This window comes from Mycobacterium sp. TH-M116, from assembly GCF_057473685.1.
The window spans coordinates 1-16738 of record NZ_JBYCLC010000194.1; the positions used below are offsets into that span (position 1 = coordinate 1).

General features: G+C 67.6%; 13 protein-coding genes. 10 read left to right on the plus strand and 3 right to left on the minus strand.

The window, feature by feature from the left end:
• Positions 1–173: 173 nt before the first annotated feature.
• From AC2VOK_RS09735 to AC2VOK_RS09765, 7 genes are all read left to right on the plus strand, one after another.
• Positions 174–2540: a glycerol-3-phosphate 1-O-acyltransferase gene (locus AC2VOK_RS09735; protein ID WP_428900289.1), complete on the plus strand. Its 2367-nt coding sequence runs from the start codon at positions 174–176 to the stop codon at positions 2538–2540.
• 32 nt (positions 2541–2572) lie between these two features.
• Positions 2573–2749 (plus strand): hypothetical protein, encoded by a 177-nt coding sequence (locus AC2VOK_RS09740; RefSeq protein ID WP_428900290.1) that lies wholly within the window; start codon positions 2573–2575, stop codon positions 2747–2749.
• Positions 2750–2893: 144 nt separating this feature from the next.
• A complete protein-coding gene (locus AC2VOK_RS09745; RefSeq protein ID WP_428900291.1) occupies positions 2894–3358 on the plus strand; it encodes a single-stranded DNA-binding protein in 465 nt (154 codons plus the stop codon).
• An 80-nt stretch (positions 3359–3438) separates the two neighbouring features.
• Positions 3439–5115: an energy-dependent translational throttle protein EttA gene (gene ettA / locus AC2VOK_RS09750; protein WP_428900292.1), complete on the plus strand. Its 1677-nt coding sequence runs from the start codon at positions 3439–3441 to the stop codon at positions 5113–5115.
• 44 nt (positions 5116–5159) lie between these two features.
• Positions 5160–10016 carry an NAD-glutamate dehydrogenase gene (locus AC2VOK_RS09755; RefSeq protein WP_428900293.1) on the plus strand — a complete coding sequence of 1619 codons (4857 nt, stop codon included), beginning with the start codon at positions 5160–5162 and terminating at the stop codon, positions 10014–10016.
• Complete coding sequence (locus AC2VOK_RS09760) at positions 10013–10426, plus strand: acyl-CoA thioesterase (protein ID WP_421531607.1); 414 nt, start codon at positions 10013–10015, stop codon at positions 10424–10426. The genes AC2VOK_RS09755 and AC2VOK_RS09760 overlap by 4 nt, the downstream gene beginning before the upstream one ends.
• Positions 10414–11121: a DUF8010 domain-containing protein gene (locus AC2VOK_RS09765; RefSeq protein WP_428900294.1), complete on the plus strand. Its 708-nt coding sequence runs from the start codon at positions 10414–10416 to the stop codon at positions 11119–11121. The genes AC2VOK_RS09760 and AC2VOK_RS09765 overlap by 13 nt, the downstream gene beginning before the upstream one ends.
• A gap of 171 nt (positions 11122–11292) precedes the next feature.
• Here the strand turns inward: AC2VOK_RS09765 and AC2VOK_RS09770 are convergent, their stop codons facing one another.
• Both AC2VOK_RS09770 and AC2VOK_RS09775 read right to left on the minus strand, forming a co-directional pair.
• Positions 11293–12864: a glycoside hydrolase family 13 protein gene (locus AC2VOK_RS09770; RefSeq protein ID WP_428900295.1), complete on the minus strand. Its 1572-nt coding sequence runs from the start codon at positions 12862–12864 to the stop codon at positions 11293–11295.
• Positions 12864–13253 carry a globin gene (locus tag AC2VOK_RS09775; protein ID WP_421531610.1) on the minus strand — a complete coding sequence of 130 codons (390 nt, stop codon included), beginning with the start codon at positions 13251–13253 and terminating at the stop codon, positions 12864–12866. The genes AC2VOK_RS09770 and AC2VOK_RS09775 overlap by 1 nt, the downstream gene beginning before the upstream one ends.
• A gap of 153 nt (positions 13254–13406) precedes the next feature.
• Between AC2VOK_RS09775 and AC2VOK_RS09780 the strand changes: the two genes are divergently transcribed.
• The 3 genes from AC2VOK_RS09780 (at position 13407) to AC2VOK_RS09790 (ending at position 14815) form a co-directional block, all read left to right on the plus strand.
• On the plus strand, positions 13407–14054 hold the full coding sequence (locus AC2VOK_RS09780; RefSeq protein ID WP_428900296.1) for an HNH endonuclease: 648 nt from the start codon (positions 13407–13409) through the stop codon (positions 14052–14054).
• Positions 14055–14133: 79 nt separating this feature from the next.
• Complete coding sequence (gene ctaJ, locus AC2VOK_RS09785; protein WP_428900299.1) at positions 14134–14361, plus strand: aa3-type cytochrome oxidase subunit CtaJ; 228 nt, start codon at positions 14134–14136, stop codon at positions 14359–14361.
• Positions 14348–14815 (plus strand): DUF5130 domain-containing protein, encoded by a 468-nt coding sequence (locus AC2VOK_RS09790; RefSeq protein WP_428900297.1) that lies wholly within the window; start codon positions 14348–14350, stop codon positions 14813–14815. Before ctaJ ends, AC2VOK_RS09790 begins: the two co-directional genes overlap by 14 nt.
• Positions 14816–14833: 18 nt before the next feature.
• Here the strand turns inward: AC2VOK_RS09790 and pepN are convergent.
• The coding region (pepN, locus tag AC2VOK_RS09795; RefSeq protein WP_428900298.1) for an aminopeptidase N at positions 14834–16738 on the minus strand (1905 nt) is incomplete at its 5' end.

Below are 16738 nucleotides of genomic sequence, written 5' to 3' on the forward strand. Positions count from 1 at the left end.
GCCAAGAAGGTGCCGGCCAAGAAGGTGCCGGCCAAGAAGGTGCCGGCCAAGAAGGTGCCGGCCAAGAAGGTGCCGGCCAAGAAGGTGCCGGCCACGCAAGCCGTCGCGAAAGCCCAGCCGAAGGTCACCGCCCCCGGCGAGGCGACACCCGAACCGCGTCCTCGAGGGCGCGCGTGAGCGAACCGGCCGCAGACACCAGCGCAGTCCTCAGCGCGCAGGATTCGCTGGTGTTGGCGTCCATGGCCTCGCCGGTCGAAATGGAGCTGATCACGGCCTGGGTGGAGCGGCAGCGGTCCGATCACCCGGGGGCCCGGGTCGATGTGCTGCAGCTGCCCGAACCCGACGCGCCGCCCTCGGCACTGGCCGCGCTGAAGCAGCAGCTCGAATCCGGTGACGACCGTTCGATCGTGCCGGTCCGGGTGTTCTGGTTGCCGCCACCGGATCGCAGCAGGCTCGCCAAGGTCGCGGGTCTGCTGCCCGGCCTGGATCCCTACCACCCCAACCAGCGCCGGCAACGCCGCATCCGCCGCGACGCTCCTGCCCGCGCCCGGGTGGTGGCCGGTGAGCCGGCCAAGGTGTCCGAACTGCGCCAGCAGTGGCGCGACACCACGGTGGGTGAAGACCCATGGGACTTCGCCGAGTTCGTCATCCGCCGCGCAATCCTGGCGATCGAACGCGTCGAGTACCGGATCCTCGGGCCGCAGTACAAGTCGCCGCGGCTACTCAAGCCGGAGATTCTGGCGTCGGCGCGGTTTCGCGCCGGCCTGCACAACATCCCGGGTGCCACCGTCGACGCCGCCGGGAAGATGCTCGACGAACTCGCCACCGGGTGGAGCAGGGTGTCCGTCGACCTCGTCTCCGTCCTCGGCCGGGCGATCAGCCGCGGATTCGATCCCGAGTTCGACTACGACGAGTACGAGGTGGCGGCCATGCGCTCCGGCCTGGAAGCGCACCCCGCGGTGCTGTTGTTCTCGCACCGGTCCTATATCGATGGCGCGGTGGTGCCGGTGGCGATGCAGGAGAACCGGCTGCCGCCGGTGCACGTGTTCGCCGGCATCAACCTGTCGTTCGGGTTGATGGGCCCGCTGCTGCGCCGGTCCGGCGTCATCTTCATCCGCCGCAACGTCGGTGACAACCCGCTCTACAAGTACGTCTTGCGCGAGTACGTCGGCTACATCGTGGAGAAGCGGTTCAATCTGAGCTGGTCCATCGAGGGCACTCGCTCGCGGACGGGCAAGATGCTGCCGCCCAAGCTCGGCCTGCTGGCCTACGTGGCCGACGCTTATCTGGACGGCCGCAGCGAAGACATCCTGCTGCAGCCGGTGTCGATCAGCTTCGACCAACTACACGAGACGGCCGAGTATGCCGCCTACGCCCGCGGCGGGGAGAAGACCCCCGAGGGTATCGGCTGGCTGTACAACTTCATCAGGGCGCAGGGCGAACGCAACTACGGCAAGATCTACGTTCGCTTCCCCGAGGCGGTGTCGATGCGCCAGTACCTGGGGCCGCAGCAGGGTCCACTCAGCCACGATCAGGACGCCAAAAAGCTTGCCCTGCAGAAGATTTCCTTCGAGGTGGCCTGGCGGATCCTGCAGGCCACTCCCGTCACCGCAACGGGGTTGGTGTGCGCGCTGCTGCTGACCACCCGCGGCACGGCGCTGACGCTCGACCAGTTGCATCACACCCTGCAGGACTCGCTGGGATACCTCGAACGCAAGCACACGCCGATGTCGACGAGCGCGCTGCGGCTGCGCACCCGCGCGGGCGTGCGCGCCGCGGTCGACGCGCTGTCCAACGGACACCCGATCACCCGGGTCGACAGCGGCCGGGAGCCGGTGTGGCATATCGCGCCCGAGGACGAACACACCGCGGCGTTCTACCGAAACTCGGTGATCCATGCGTTCCTGGAAACCTCGATAGTCGAACTCGCGCTGGCGCATGCCAGGCACGCTGACGGCGACCGACTGGCGGCGTTCTGGGATCAGGCGATGCGGTTACGCGATCTGCTCAAATTCGACTTCTATTTCGCCGACTCGGCGGCGTTTCGCGACAACATCGCCGAAGAAATGGCCTGGCACGATGACTGGGAAGCCCACGTTGCCGCCGGAGGCGACGACATCGACGCGATGCTGTTCGGCAAGCGCCCGCTGATGGCGGATGCGATGCTGCGGGTCTTCTTCGAGGCCTACGCGATCGTCGCCGACGTGCTGCGCGATGCCGCGCCGGACATCGGTCAGCCGGAACTGATGGAACTGGCGCTCGGGGTGGGGCGACAATACGTGGCACAGAACCGCGTCCGCAGCAACGAATCGGTGTCGACGCTGCTGTTCGCGACCGCGCGCCAGGTCGCCGCTGATCAAGGTCTGATCGCGCCCGCCGATCCCTGCGACGGCGGCCTCGCCGAACGGCGATTCGCTTTCCGGCGGGAGTTGCAGGACATCGTTCGCGACTTCGACTACGTCGAGCGGATTTCGCGCGACCGGTTCGTCGCCCGCGAGTTCACCGCGCGTCAGAGTCGCCGGGACACCCGAACACCCTGATCTCTGCCCGGGCGATCGGCGAAGGTCCCCTGGTGACCGTGGTGCCGGCTTTGCTCATCCAGTGTGCGCGCAGCGACGACCGCATGGCCCGGCGGCTGGACCGGGTGTCCGAACGCGACGACGATGCGGACCTGATCGCGGACAACGTGATGCTGGACGGGTTCGTGACGCGTTACTCGCCCCGCCGCACGCACCAACCCGCGAACTGATCCACAGTCACGACTTGATCCACAGGGATACCGGCCGCAGCCCATGTCGACGCGGATCCTGTCGGCGGTGCCGGGCTGAATGGCAGCCGGACCGGGCGGTGATGTGTTCGCCGGCCCGGAAAGCAACCGAGAAAGGGATCAGCAATGTTCGAAACCCCGTTCACCGTCGTCGGTCACATCGTCAACGACCTCCAGCGCCGCAAGGTCGGCGACCAGGAGGTGATCAAGTTCCGGGTGGCCAGCAACTCGCGCCGGCGCACCGGTGATGGCGGCTGGGAGCCCGGCCACTCCCTTTTCGTCACCGTGAACTGCTGGGGCAAGATGGTCACCGGTGTGGGCTCCGCACTGGGCAAGGGAGCCCCGGTGGTTGTCACGGGATACGTCTACACCAGCGAGTACGAGGACCGTGACGGCAATCGTCGTTCGTCGCTGGAGATGCGGGCCACCGCCGTCGGGCCGGACCTCTCGCGGTGCGTGGCGCGGATCGAAAAGCCCGCCTACACCGGCCCCGATCCGGCCCCGGCGCCTGCGGAAACCGCCGCCCCCGGCGACCCGGAACACTTCAGCGGGGGTGTTGCCGACGGTAGCCCGCTGCCGCTGTCGGCCTAGCGGCCGGCCCCGCGACGTCGGGCGATGCCTAGGATGGTCCGCGAGATCATTCTGTAAGACCAGAAAGGCAAAACCGCGGCATGGCTGAGTTCATCTACACGATGAAGAAGGTCCGCAAGGCGCACGGCGACAAGGTCATTTTGGACGACGTCACGCTGAGCTTCTACCCGGGCGCCAAGATCGGTGTCGTCGGCCCCAACGGCGCCGGCAAGTCGAGCGTCTTGCGGATCATGGCCGGGCTGGACAAGCCCAACAACGGTGATGCCTTTCTCGCCACTGGCGCCACCGTCGGCATCCTGCAGCAGGAGCCGCCCCTGAACGAGGAGAAGACCGTTCGCGGCAACGTGGAAGAGGGCTTGGGAGACATCAAAGTCAAGCTGGACCGCTTCAACGAGGTGGCCGAACTGATGGCCACCGACTACTCCGACGAGTTGATGGACGAAATGGGGCGGCTGCAGGAGGACCTCGACCACGCCGACGCATGGGACCTCGACTCGCAACTCGAGCAGGCCATGGACGCGCTGCGTTGCCCGCCGCCGGACGAGCCGGTGACCAATCTGTCTGGCGGTGAGCGCCGTCGCGTGGCGCTGTGCACGCTGCTGCTGTCCAAACCCGACCTGCTGCTGCTGGATGAGCCGACCAACCACCTGGACGCCGAGAGCGTGCAGTGGCTCGAGCAACACTTGGCCTCCTACGCGGGAGCCGTGCTGGCGGTCACCCATGATCGCTACTTCCTCGACAACGTCGCACAGTGGATCCTCGAGCTCGACCGAGGACGCGCCTACCCCTACGAAGGCAATTACTCGACCTACCTGGAGAAGAAGGCCGAGCGGCTGTCGGTGCAGGGCCGCAAGGACGCCAAGCTGCAGAAGCGGCTGGCCGACGAACTGGCATGGGTCCGGTCCGGGACGAAGGCGCGTCAGGCTAAAGGCAAGGCGCGCCTGCAGCGTTACGAGGAAATGGTCGCCGAGGCCGAAAAAACGCGGAAGCTCGACTTCGAGGAGATCCAGATCCCGGTCGGGCCGCGGCTGGGCAACGTGGTTGTCGAGGTGGATCACCTCGACAAGGGCTTCGGCGGGAACACCTTGATCAAGGACCTGTCCTTCACCCTGCCGCGCAACGGCATCGTCGGCGTGATCGGCCCGAACGGTGTCGGTAAGACCACGCTGTTCAAGACCATCGTGGGTCTCGAGGGGCCGGACAGCGGCACCGTCAAGGTCGGGGAAACGGTCAAGCTGAGTTATGTCGACCAGGACCGCGCCGGCATCGACCCCAAAAAGACCGTGTGGGAAGTGGTTTCGGACGGACTGGACTACATCGAGGTCGGCCAGAGCGAGGTGCCGTCCCGGGCTTACGTGTCGGCGTTCGGGTTCAAGGGCCCCGACCAGCAGAAGCCGGCGGGGGTCCTGTCCGGTGGTGAGCGCAACAGGCTCAACCTCGCACTGACGCTCAAGCAGGGCGGGAACCTGATCTTGCTCGACGAGCCGACCAATGACCTGGATGTCGAAACGCTGAGCTCGCTGGAGGACGCCCTGGAAAAGTTCCCCGGCTGTGCGGTGGTGATCTCGCACGATCGCTGGTTCCTCGACCGAACCTGCACGCACATCCTGGCGTGGGAGGGCGACGAGGACAACGAGGCCAAGTGGTTCTGGTTCGAGGGCAACTTCGGGGCATACGAGGAAAACAAAGTTGACCGGCTGGGCGTCGAGGCGGCCCGTCCGCACAGAGTGACCCACCGCAAGTTGACGCGCGACTGACGTCGGCCCACGCTGACACTCTTCGCTAGTTGGGAGCAATCGGTATGACGGTCGACCCCGGGGCCAGGCAGGACATCGAGCCGTGGACCACGTTCTCCCGGGACGCGGACATTCCTGCGTGGATCTCCACGGCCTACCTCGAGAGTTTTCGCGGTGCGCACACCGACGAACCCGGGGAAGCCGGGCCGGTCGAATCTCGCGTGGCCACCGCCATCGTGACTCCGGCGATGCTGGGTGCGCATTATCGGCTCGCAGAGCACCGCCCGGCCGGCGAGAGCTGTGTGGCCGTATACCCGCCGGACGACCCCGTCGGGTTCGGGCCCGCCCTGCAGGTTGTCACCGATCACGGCTGGATGTTGATGGACTCCGTCACGGTGCTGTTGCATCGTCTCGGTGTCGCCTACGTCGCCATCATGAACCCGGTGTTCGAGGTGCGTCGCAGCCCGGAAGGGGACCTGCGTGGCATCGGCCCAAAACCCCCCGGCGCGCCACCGGACGACGGCGAGGCGTGGATCCACGTGCAGTTGTCGCCGTCCGTCGACACCGCGGCGCTGGCCGAGGTCGAACGGCTGCTGTCCAGGGTGCTGGCCGATGTCGAACAGGTCGCCAGCGACGCGTCGGGGCTGATCGCCGCCCTCGAGCACGTCACCGCCGACGTCGAAGCCGACACCGACGGCCATTTCGCCGCACCCGACCGCGACGAAGTTGCCGCACTGTTGCGCTGGCTGGCCGACGGGAACTTCCTGTTGCTGGGCTACCAGCGTTGCCGGGTGCACGGCAGCGAGGTGTCCGGCGACGGGTCGCGGGGTCTGGGCGTGCTGCGGACGCGTACCGGATCTCGGCCGCGGCTGACCGACGACGACAAAATGCTGGTGCTGGCCCAGTCCGTGGTCGGCAGCTACCTGCGCTACGGCGCTTACCCGTATGCCATCGCGGTCCGCGAAAATCTTGGGGACACAAACAGGGGCATCGTCGAGCACCGCTTCGTCGGGCTGTTCACCATCACCGCCATGAACGCGGACGTGCTGGAAATCCCGATGGTCTCAGGCCGGGTCCGGGACGTGCTCACGATGGCCGACAGCGACCACGCCTACCCAGGGCAACTCCTTCTCGACGTCATCCAGACCATCCCTCGATCGGAGCTTTTCACCCTGAGCGCCGACAGGCTGTTGGCGATGGCCAAAGCTGTCGTGGATCTGGGATCTCAGCGGCGCGCGTTGTTGTTCCTGCGCGCGGACCGACTTCAATACTTCGTTTCCTGCCTGGTCTATGTGGCCCGCGACCGCTACACAACTCCCGTGCGGCGCCACATCGAGGACATCCTGATGCGCGAATTCGGCGGCACAAGGCTCGAATTCACCGCGCGCGTCAGCGAATCCCCCTGGGCATTAATGCATTTCATGGTCCGATTGCCCCCGAAAAAGGAGGGTCACGTCGCGCCCGACTCGGTCGACGTCTCCGAAGAGAACCGGGTGCGGATCCAGGCGCTGATCAGCGACGCCGCACAAACCTGGTCCGACCGGCTGCTCGGCGCCGCGGGCGACAAGATCTCGCTGGTGGACGCAGAGCATTACGCGGCCGCGTTGCCTGAGGCATACAAGCAGGCCGTCGCGCCCGTGGACGCCATCGACCACATCCGCATCATCGACGAGCTGACCGACGACTCAGTCAGGCTGGTGTTCTCCGACCGCGGCGAAGAAGGACTCGCGCAGCTCACCTGGTTTCTGGGAGGGCGCACCGCGTCGCTGAGTCAGCTGCTCCCGATGCTGCAGAGCATGGGCGTCGACGTGCTCGAGGAGCGGCCCTTCACCGTCACCCGCGCCGACGGCCTGCCGGTGTGGATCTATCAGTTCAAGATCTCGCCGCACCCGACCATCCCGCAGGCGTCGTCGGCCGAAGATCGCGACGCGACGGCGCAACGTTTCGCCGACGCGGTGACCGCGATCTGGCAGGGTCGCGTCGAGATCGACCGATTCAACGAGCTGGTGATGCGCGCGGGCCTGGCCTGGCAGCAGGTCGTGTTGCTGCGTGCCTACGCCAAATACCTGCGGCAGGCGGGTTTTCCCTATAGCCAGTCCCACATCGAGGCGGTGCTCAACGACCACCCCTCGACGGCGCGCTCGCTCGTCGCGTTGTTCGAAGCGCTGTTCAACCCCAACGCGTCGGGTTCGCCCGGGAGCCGCGACGCGCAAGCGGCGGCCAACGCCGTCGCCGCGGACATCGACGCGTTGCGCAGCCTGGACACCGACCGCATCCTGCGTGCCTTCGCGTCGCTGGTCCAGGCCACGCTGCGGACCAATTACTTCGTGACACGACCGGATTCGGTCCGCGCGCAGAATGTGTTGGCGCTCAAGCTCGACGCGCAGCTGGTCGGCGAGCTGCCGCTGCCGCGCCCCAAATACGAGATCTTCGTGTACTCCCCCCGCGTCGAGGGGGTGCACCTGCGGTTCGGTCCGGTCGCCCGTGGCGGGCTGCGCTGGTCGGACCGTCGCGACGACTTCCGCACCGAAATTCTGGGTCTGGTCAAGGCGCAGGCGGTGAAGAACGCCGTCATCGTGCCGGTCGGGGCCAAGGGTGGATTCGTCGTCAAGCGCCCGCCGCTACCCACCGGGGATCCCGCCGTCGATCGCGACGCAGGCCGCGCCGAAGGCGTGGCCTGCTACCAGCTGTTCGTCTCCGGGCTGCTGGAGGTCACCGACAACGTCGACCACACAACCGGCAAGGTCAATGCGCCGCCCGAGGTGGTGCGGCGTGACGGCGACGACGCTTACCTGGTGGTGGCCGCGGACAAAGGCACCGCCACGTTCTCCGACATCGCCAACGAGGTGGCCGAGTCATACGGGTTCTGGCTGGGCGACGCGTTCGCCTCCGGCGGGTCGGTCGGCTACGACCACAAGGCCATGGGCATCACCGCCAAGGGCACGTGGGAGGCCGTCAAACGGCATTTCCGGGAGATGGGGGTCGACACCCAGGCCGAGGACTTCACCGTCGTCGGTGTCGGCGACATGAGCGGTGACGTGTTCGGCAACGGGATGCTGCTGAGCAAGCACATCAAGCTGGTCGCCGCCTTCGACCACCGCCACGTGTTCCTTGACCCCGATCCCGATCCCGAGGCCTCCTGGGAGGAACGTCGGCGCCTGTTCGAGCTGGCGCGCTCGAGCTGGGACGACTACGACACGTCGCTGATCAGCGAGGGCGGCGGCGTTTATGCCCGCGAGCAGAAGTCGATACCGGTCAACGAGCGGGTCCGCACCGCCCTGGGCATCGACGGCGACGTCGACGAGATGGCCCCGCCCAGCCTGATCAAGGCGATTCTGCAGGCGCCGGTGGACCTGCTGTTCAACGGCGGGATCGGCACGTACATCAAGGCCGAATCCGAGTCCGACTCCGATGTGGGGGACCGCGCCAACGACCCGGTCCGCGTCAACGGAAACCAGGTGCGCGCCAAGGTGATCGGCGAAGGCGGCAACCTCGGTGTGACAGCCCTGGGTCGCGTCGAGTTCGACTTGTCCGGCGGCCGGATCAACACCGACGCGATGGACAACTCCGCCGGGGTGGACTGCTCGGACCACGAGGTCAACATCAAGATCCTGATCGACTCCCTGGTGAGCGTCGGCAAGGTCGACCCCGGCGAGCGCAAAGAGCTGCTGGAGTCGATGACCGACGAGGTGGCGAGGCTGGTGCTCACCGACAACGAGGATCAGAACGACCTGATCGGCACCAGCCGCGCGAACGCGGCCAGCCTGCTACCGGTGCATGAGCGGCAGATCAAGTACCTGGTCGAAGAACGTGGCCTCAACCGCGAACTGGAGGCGCTGCCGTCGGAGAAGGAAATCCGCCGCCGCTCGGAGGCGGGTATCGGGCTCACCTCGCCAGAACTGTGCACGCTGATGGCGCACGTCAAGCTCGGTCTCAAGGAGGACATGCTGGGCACCGAACTGCCCGAGCAGGACGTGTTCGCAACCCGGTTGCCGTTCTACTTCCCGACGCCGCTGCGGGAACGGTTCACCCCCGAGATCCGCGCACACCAGTTGCGCCGCGAGATCCTCACCACGATGCTGATCAACGATCTGGTGGACACCGGGGGTATCAGCTATGCCTTCCGGATCGCCGAAGACGTCGGCGTCCGGCCCGTCGACGCAATACGCACCTATGCCGCCACCGACGCCATCTTCGGGGTCGGCGACCTCTGGCGGCAGATCCGCGCGGCGGACATCCCGGTTGCCCTCTCGGACCGGCTCACGCTGGACACCCGTCGGCTGATCGACCGGGCCGGGCGCTGGCTGCTCAACTACCGTCCGCAGCCACTGGCTGTCGGCGCCGAGATCAACCGGTTCGCCGCCAAGGTCAAGGACCTGACCCCGCGGATGTCGGAGTGGCTGCGCGGCGATGACAAGGCGATCGTGGAAAAGGAGGCCGCGGAGTTTGCGTCGCAGGGCACGCCCGGGGACCTGGCCTACCTGATCGCCGCCGGTCTGTACCGTTACAGCCTGCTCGACATCATCGACATCGCCGACATCAACGAGATCGATGCTGCCGAGGTCGCCGACACCTATTTCGCGATGATGGACCGGCTGGGCACCGATGGGTTGCTGACCGCGGTGTCAGAGCTCCCTCGAAGCGATCGCTGGCATTCATTGGCTCGCTTGGCGATCCGTGATGACATCTACGGCTCGCTGCGTTCACTGTGTTTCGATGTGCTCGCCGTCGGCGAGCCCGACGAAACCGGCGAGGAGAAAATCGCGGAGTGGGAGCAGCTCAGTGCCTCGCGGGTGGAACGGGCCCGCCGGACGCTCACCGAGATCCAGGAGAGCGGGGCCAAGGATCTCGCCACGCTGTCGGTGGCCGCGCGACAGATCCGCAGGATGACCCGCACCAGCGGGCGAGGTTCCTCGAGTTGAGCATCGGCTTCGTCGCACCCGTGCCGGTGCGCTGGTCGGACATCGACATGTACCAGCACATCAACCACGCCACCACGGTCACAATCCTGGAAGAGGCCCGGATCCCGTTCCTCGCGGAGCCGTTCGCTCTCGACATCGCCACCGTCGGGTTGCTGATCGCGGATGTCCGGGTCACCTACAAGGCCCAGCTGCGCCTCGCCGACTCGCCTCTGCAGGTGACCATGTGGACCAAGCGGTTGCGGACGGTCGACTTCACGCTGGGCTACGAGGTGCGTTCGGCCAAAGCCGGCCCCGAGTCCAAGCCCGCCGTCATCGCCGAGTCACAGCTTGCCGCGGTCCACATCGAGGAGCAGCGACTGGTTCGGCTCTCGACCCAGCAACGGGAGTACCTGCAACGGTGGCTCCGGTAACAGCAGGGGGAGGCGAGCGCGGACTATGGCTGGGGCCGCAAGGTGGCCTCGCCCAACGCGCGGACCTGGCCACGTTCGTCGAGCGCGCGATGCGGCTCGACGACGCCGCGGTGATCCGGCTGCGCGCTCGCGCCGGCGGTCTGGTGACTGCCTGGGTGGCAACCGGTTTCGACGTGCTGGCCTGCCGCGTGGTGGGGGGTGCCGTGCGGCCCGCCGACCTGTCCGTGTCCGCGGACGGATTGGCGCGTGGCCTGTCCGCGATGGACACCGCAGGTTACGTGGATCCGGGCTTTTCGATGGACGCGGCGTGGCGGGGTGCGCTGCCGCCGGAATCCGGCTTCGTTCATGTCGACGACGTGCCGGCCCGGGTGATCCTGGACTTGGCCGAGCGCGGCGCGCGGCTGGCCAAGGAGCACAGCGGTTCCCACGGCCCGCCCGTCTCGCTGCTCGACCAGGAGGTGATCCGGGTCAGTTCGGCTGACGCCTGGGCAGAGGCGTCGGCGGATGCCACGGTGGGATTGCCCATGCGGTGCGTGTTCGCTTTGACCGCAATGGGATTCCTGCCGCAGCAGGCGGATGTCATACCCCCTGAAGAGGTCATCCGGGTCCGTGTCATGCCGAACTGGCTGCGCATCGACGCCAGGTTCGGCTCGGTGTACCGGCGTCGCGGCGACCCGGCGCTGGTGCTGCGCTGAGGATCAGGTCCTGGAAACAAAGCACCACACCAGCCGTTCCGGAGACACCCCGCCGATGTCCAGCGCGACGTCCACGGGAATGCTTCCTGATCCAGAAGCGTTGTCCGAGAAGCGATTCCGGCGGTCCTGGCCCTGGTGAGTTTCCACCTACCGGGCCGTACACCGACGGGACTAGATGAGCCAGGCCGCAGCGTCGGGTGGCAAGGCGTCGCCGACCGGCGGCGCGCTGGCCAGGATGACCTCTCCCCGCGGCAGCGGGATCGGGCGGTTGCCCGCATTGAGGACGCAGAGCAGCCCGCCCGCGCGGCGGAACATCAGCGCATCACGCGGCGCCGTCAGCCAGTCGATCTCGACGCCGTCGAATTCGTCACGGGTCTTGCGCAGTTCGATTGCCCGCTGGAAGAACGACAATGTCGACCCGGCGTCGGCGCGCTGCCTGTCGACGGTCAGCGCAGCCCAGTCCTGCGGCATCGGCAGCCAGGTGTCGGTGGCGCCGGAGAACCCGAACGGGGGAGCCTCGCCCGACCACGGCAACGGGACCCGGCAGGCATCGCGGCCCCGTTCGGTGTGACCGGAGCGTTCCCACGTCGGGTCCTGCAGCACCTCGTCGGGCAGGTCGACGTCGGGCAGGCCGAGTTCCTCACCGTTGTAGACGAACACCGCGCCCGGCAGGGCCAGCATCACCATCGCCATGGCGCGCGCCCGGGCCAGCCCGACCTCCCCGCCGCCGTAGCGGGTGACCTCCCGGCCCACATCGTGGTTGGACAACGTCCAGGTCGGCGTGGCATCCACGAGCGCCGCGGCCGCCAGGGAGTTCTCGATCGCGTCGCGGACCGCGGTGGCCTCGAAATCGGTTCGGGTCAGCCGGAAATTGAACCCGAGATGCAGCTCGTCCGGCCGCAGGTATTCCGCCCAGCGGCGGTTGTCGGTGACCCACACCTCGCCGACGGTCATCGCCCCCGGATACTCGTCGACCACCGTGCGGATGTCGCGGTGGATCGCGTGCACGTGCGGATTGTTGAAGCGCGGGTCGTCGTCGGTGTGGCGCAGTACCGTGCTGTCTTCTTTGGCGTCCGGCAGGCCCGGCGGCTTGGCCATTCCGTGCGCCACGTCGATGCGGAAGCCGTCGACGCCGCGCTCCAGCCAGAACCGCAGCGTCTTCTCGAAGTCGTCGAAGACCTCGGGATTGTCCCAATTGAGATCCGGCTGCTCGGTGTCGAACAGATGCAGATACCACTGGCCGGGGTTGCCGTCCGGTTCGACCACCCGCGTCCAGGCCGGGCCGCCGAACACCGACTCCCAGTTGTTCGGCGGCGCCGACCCGTCGGGGCCCCGCCCGTCGCGGAAGAAATACCGATCGCGCGCCTCAGTGCCCGGGCCCGCGGCCAGCGCCGCCCGAAACCACGGATGCCGGGAGCTGGTGTGGTTGGGAACCACGTCCATCGTCACCTTGATGCCGCGACCGTGCGCGGCCGCGACAAGTCGCTCGAACGCCGCGAGCCCGCCGAACAACGGGTCGATGTCGCGAGGGTCCGCCACGTCGTATCCGTGATCGGCCATCGGAGACACGGTGACGGGGTTGAGCCAGATCGCGTCGACACCGAGCTCGTCCAGGTGGCCCAGCCGGGCCGTCAGACCGTCCAGGTCGCCCACCCCGTCGCCGTTGCTGTCAGCGAACGACCGCGGATAGACCTGGTAGAAGACCGCGTTCGACCACCACGGCCGCTCCCTCGTGTCCGCCATCAGATCGTCGAGTTCACGAGGGAGTGGGCGGCCATCTCGAGGTAGTCCAGCAGCTCTTTGCGGTGTTCGTCGTCGAGCCTCGTCGCGTCGATGGACGCGACCGCGGTGTGCATGCACCTCAGCCACGCATCCCGCTCGATGGGCGTGATCCGGAATCGGGCGTGCCGCATCCGCAGCCGCGGGTGGCCGCGTTGGTCGGAGTACGTCCGGGGGCCGCCCCAGTACTGCTCGAGAAACATCCGCAACCGTTCCTCGGCCCCCGCCAGGTCGTCGGCCGGGTACAGCTCGCGCAGCACCTCGTCCTCGGGGACCTGCTCGTAGAACCGCGACACGATCGCGTTGAAGGTTTCGGCACCGCCGACAGCGTCGTAGAAGCTCACCTGATCCATCCCCTCCATTGTGATGCATCGGCGGGCCGGCGGGGCGCGCCGGGCACGAACCCGCATCAAGTCTTGCCTGCTGTTCACCGGATGGACACGGCTCACCCGGGGAATAGGGGTGCGATCTGCGGCGAATCATGGTGGACTGTCGGCGGAGGATCTATGGCGCAGGGCAACAGACGCCGCAGCCACCGCAGTACCGGTGCCGCGGCCGGGTCGACCGGGCCTGCTACCGCGTCATGCCTGCACAGCGTCGACAGTTACCCACCCGCCCGCCAGGAAAGCTCATCGATCTGGAGCCGCCGCCGGGTGCTGTTGCTGAACTCCACGTACGAACCGCTGACGGCACTGCCCATGCGGCGTGCCATCGTGATGGTGATCTGCGGCAAGGCCGACGTCGTGCACCACGACCCGGTGGGGCCGACGATCCACTCGGCGACCAGGACGATCGTGGTGCCGTCGGTGATCCAACTGCGGGCCTTCGTGCGGGTGCCATACCGCGCCCGCGTGCCGATGACCCGTGCCGCTCTGATGCATCGCGACCGTTTCTGCTGCGCCTACTGCGGCGCGAAGGCCGACACCGTGGACCACGTGGTGCCGCGCAGCCGCGGCGGCGGCCATTCCTGGGAGAATTGCGTCGCCTGCTGCTCGACGTGCAACCACCGCAAGGGCGACAAGCTGCTCAGCGAACTCGGTTGGGCGCTGCGCCGAGCGCCGAGGCCGCCGACGGGACCACACTGGAGGCTGCTGTCGACGGTCAAGGAGTTGGACCCGGCTTGGGCCCGCTATCTCGGTGAAGGCGCGGCTTAGCAGGTCCGGGGCTCGTTCGACGCCGATCCTGGTGTCCCGAAAGCTGCCGCGGTGGGATACGGTTTGCGTCGTGAGCGTTATGCAGATGCACCTGTTCTTCGTCGGAATCCCGCTGCTGCTGGTGATCCTGCTGGCGGTGCCGATCTTCTCCCGCAAGGGGCCGCACCCCGCGGCCTACAAGCTCTCGGAACCGTGGACACATCCGCCGATCCTGTGGGCCGCTACGGACGAAGCCGTCGGACATTCGCACGGTGGGCACGACACAGCGAAGTTCTCAGTGGGAGGTGGCGCCAGTGGCACCTGGTGAGGTAGCGACGATCCAGCACGGCGACCTGCCCGAGGGCGCCGTGATCACCAGCAGCGGCCGGATCTCGGCGGTCACCGAACCCGGCGAACTGTCGGTGCACTACCCGTTCCCGATCAAAGACCTTGTCGCCATCGACGACGCACTCAAGTACAGCTCGCGGGCGTCCAAGGCGCGGTTCGCCATCTATCTTGGCGAGCTGGGCAACGACACCGCCGCGCGGGCCCGCGAGATCCTGGCCAAGGTCCCGACGCCGGACAACGCGGTGCTGCTCGCCGTCTCGCCCGACCAGTGTGCCGTCGAAGTTGTCTACGGCTCTGGGGTCCGGGGCCGCGGCGCGGAGTCGGCTGCACCCCTGGGAATTGCCGCGGCCACATCGGCGTTCGAGCAGGGCGACTTGGTCGACGGGCTGATCAGCGCCGTCCGGGTGATCAGCGCCGGGATCTCCCCGGCCTGAGCGGCCCGCCGAACGCTGTCAGCCGGCGGCGTCCAGTTTTCGGGCCTTCAGGGCCCGTTTGACCCCGGCCTGGCCTTCCAGCACGAGCCTGCGCAGGGCCGGCGGCACCTCCGAATCCGGGGCGCGCAGGAACTCGTCGGCGGCGGCGACACCGGCGTCGCCGATGTCCCAGTGGGGGTACAGGCCGATCACCACGGTCTGGGCGACCTCGCTGGAGCGACGCGCCCACACCCCGGGTATCGCCTCGAAGTAGCGCGCCGTGAACGGTGTGAGCAGCTCGCCCTGTCCGGGCGCCGCGATGCCGGCGATCATCGACCGGGCCGTGATGTTGGCCAGGGTGTCGTCCTCGACCACCTTGGTCCAGGCCTCTTCCTTGACCCGCGGCTGTGGGCGGGCCGCCGCTGCCTGGGCGGCGTTCCGCCGGCCCGCGGCGGTCGCGTCACGCTGGGCCTCGGCATCGATGAACGGGGTCTCGGGCCCGTCGGCGTCGATCGCGCCGGCGGTCGCCAGCGCGGTCACGATGCGCCAGCGCAGGTCTGTGTCGATCTCCAGACCGGCCAGACCCTGCGCGGCCGGGCCCTGAGAAGCTGAGTCGAGCAGAGCCGTCAGCGTTTCGACGTGGCGGGGCGAGAGCACCGAGGAGCACAGCGTGTTGACGAACGCGAGCTGGTGGTCGGACCCCGGTTGCGCGCCGCGCGCCAGCTCCAACAACCGGTCGGCGAACGCCGGCCAGCCCCGTTCGCGCGCCCAGCCCGGCTCGGCGTAGGACGCCAGCGCCGTCTGCGCCTGCATCAGCAGCCGCTGCGCGACGCCGACCTCGGTCTCGGCCTGTACCCCGCCGGACACCAGCGCCACGAAGTCCCGGGCCCGCATCTCGGCCTCGCGCGTCATCTCCCACGCCGCCGACCACACCAGCGAGCGGGGCAGCGGTTCGGCGATGTCGGCGATCCGCTCCAGCGCGGTGCGAAGTGACTCGGCATCGAGGCGCAGCGAGCAGTACGTCAGGTCGTCGTCGTTGACCAGGACGAGCTTGCCGCGCGAAACACCCACCAGCGCGGGCACCTCCGTCTGCGGACCCTCGACGTCGAGTTCCTCCCGGTGCACCCGGACCAGCTTGCCGGACCGATCGTCGTCGTAGATGCCGATCGCCAGCCGGTGCACCCGGGTCTCCCCGGCGCCCGGCGCGGCGCCGCTCTGGGCCACCGCGAACCGGGTGAATTCGCCGTCGGAGTCGACGTCGAACTCCGGCCGCAGTGTGTTCAGTCCGGTGGTCTTCAGCCACTGCTGACCCCAGTCAGACAGATCCCGCCCGGAGGCCTTCTCCAGGGCGGCGATCAGGTCGGCGAACGTGGCGTTGCCGAACGCGTGGTCGCGGAAGTAGTCGCGCAGCCCGGCCAGGAAATGCTCCAGACCCACGTAGGCGACCAGTTGCTTGAGCACCGAAGCACCCTTGGCGTAGGTGATTCCGTCGAAGTTCACCTCCACGGCGGCGAGGTCGGGGATCTCCGCGGCGATCGGGTGCGTCGAGGGCAACTGGTCCTGGCGGTAGGCCCACGACTTCTCGACGGTGGCGAACGTCGTCCAGGCCTCGGTGAACTCGGTGGCCTCGGCCTGGCACAACACCGACGCGAACGTCGCGAACGACTCGTTGAGCCACAGGTCGTCCCACCAGGTCATGGTGACCAGGTCGCCGAACCACATGTGCGCCATCTCGTGCAGCACCGTCTCGGCACGCCGCTCGTAGGAGGCGCGGGTGACCTTGCTGCGGAAGACATAGTCCTCGAGGAATGTCACCGCGCCGGCGTTTTCCATTGCGCCGGCATTGAATTCGGGGACGAACAGCTGGTCATACTTGCCGAACGCGTACGGTATGCCGAAGTTGTCGTGATAGAAGCCGAATCCCTGCTTGGTCTGGGTGAACAA

Coding starts and splice junctions, on each gene's coding strand:
- AC2VOK_RS09745 (WP_428900291.1), top strand. CDS start 2,894: ATGTTCGAAACCCCGTTCACCGTCGTCGGTCACATCGTCAACGACCTC.
- ettA (WP_428900292.1), top strand. CDS start 3,439: ATGGCTGAGTTCATCTACACGATGAAGAAGGTCCGCAAGGCGCACGGC.
- AC2VOK_RS09755 (WP_428900293.1), top strand. CDS start 5,160: ATGACGGTCGACCCCGGGGCCAGGCAGGACATCGAGCCGTGGACCACG.
- AC2VOK_RS09770 (WP_428900295.1), bottom strand. CDS start 12,864: ATGGCGGACACGAGGGAGCGGCCGTGGTGGTCGAACGCGGTCTTCTAC.
- AC2VOK_RS09775 (WP_421531610.1), bottom strand. CDS start 13,253: ATGGATCAGGTGAGCTTCTACGACGCTGTCGGCGGTGCCGAAACCTTC.
- AC2VOK_RS09780 (WP_428900296.1), top strand. CDS start 13,407: ATGGCGCAGGGCAACAGACGCCGCAGCCACCGCAGTACCGGTGCCGCG.
- ctaJ (WP_428900299.1), top strand. CDS start 14,134: ATGCAGATGCACCTGTTCTTCGTCGGAATCCCGCTGCTGCTGGTGATC.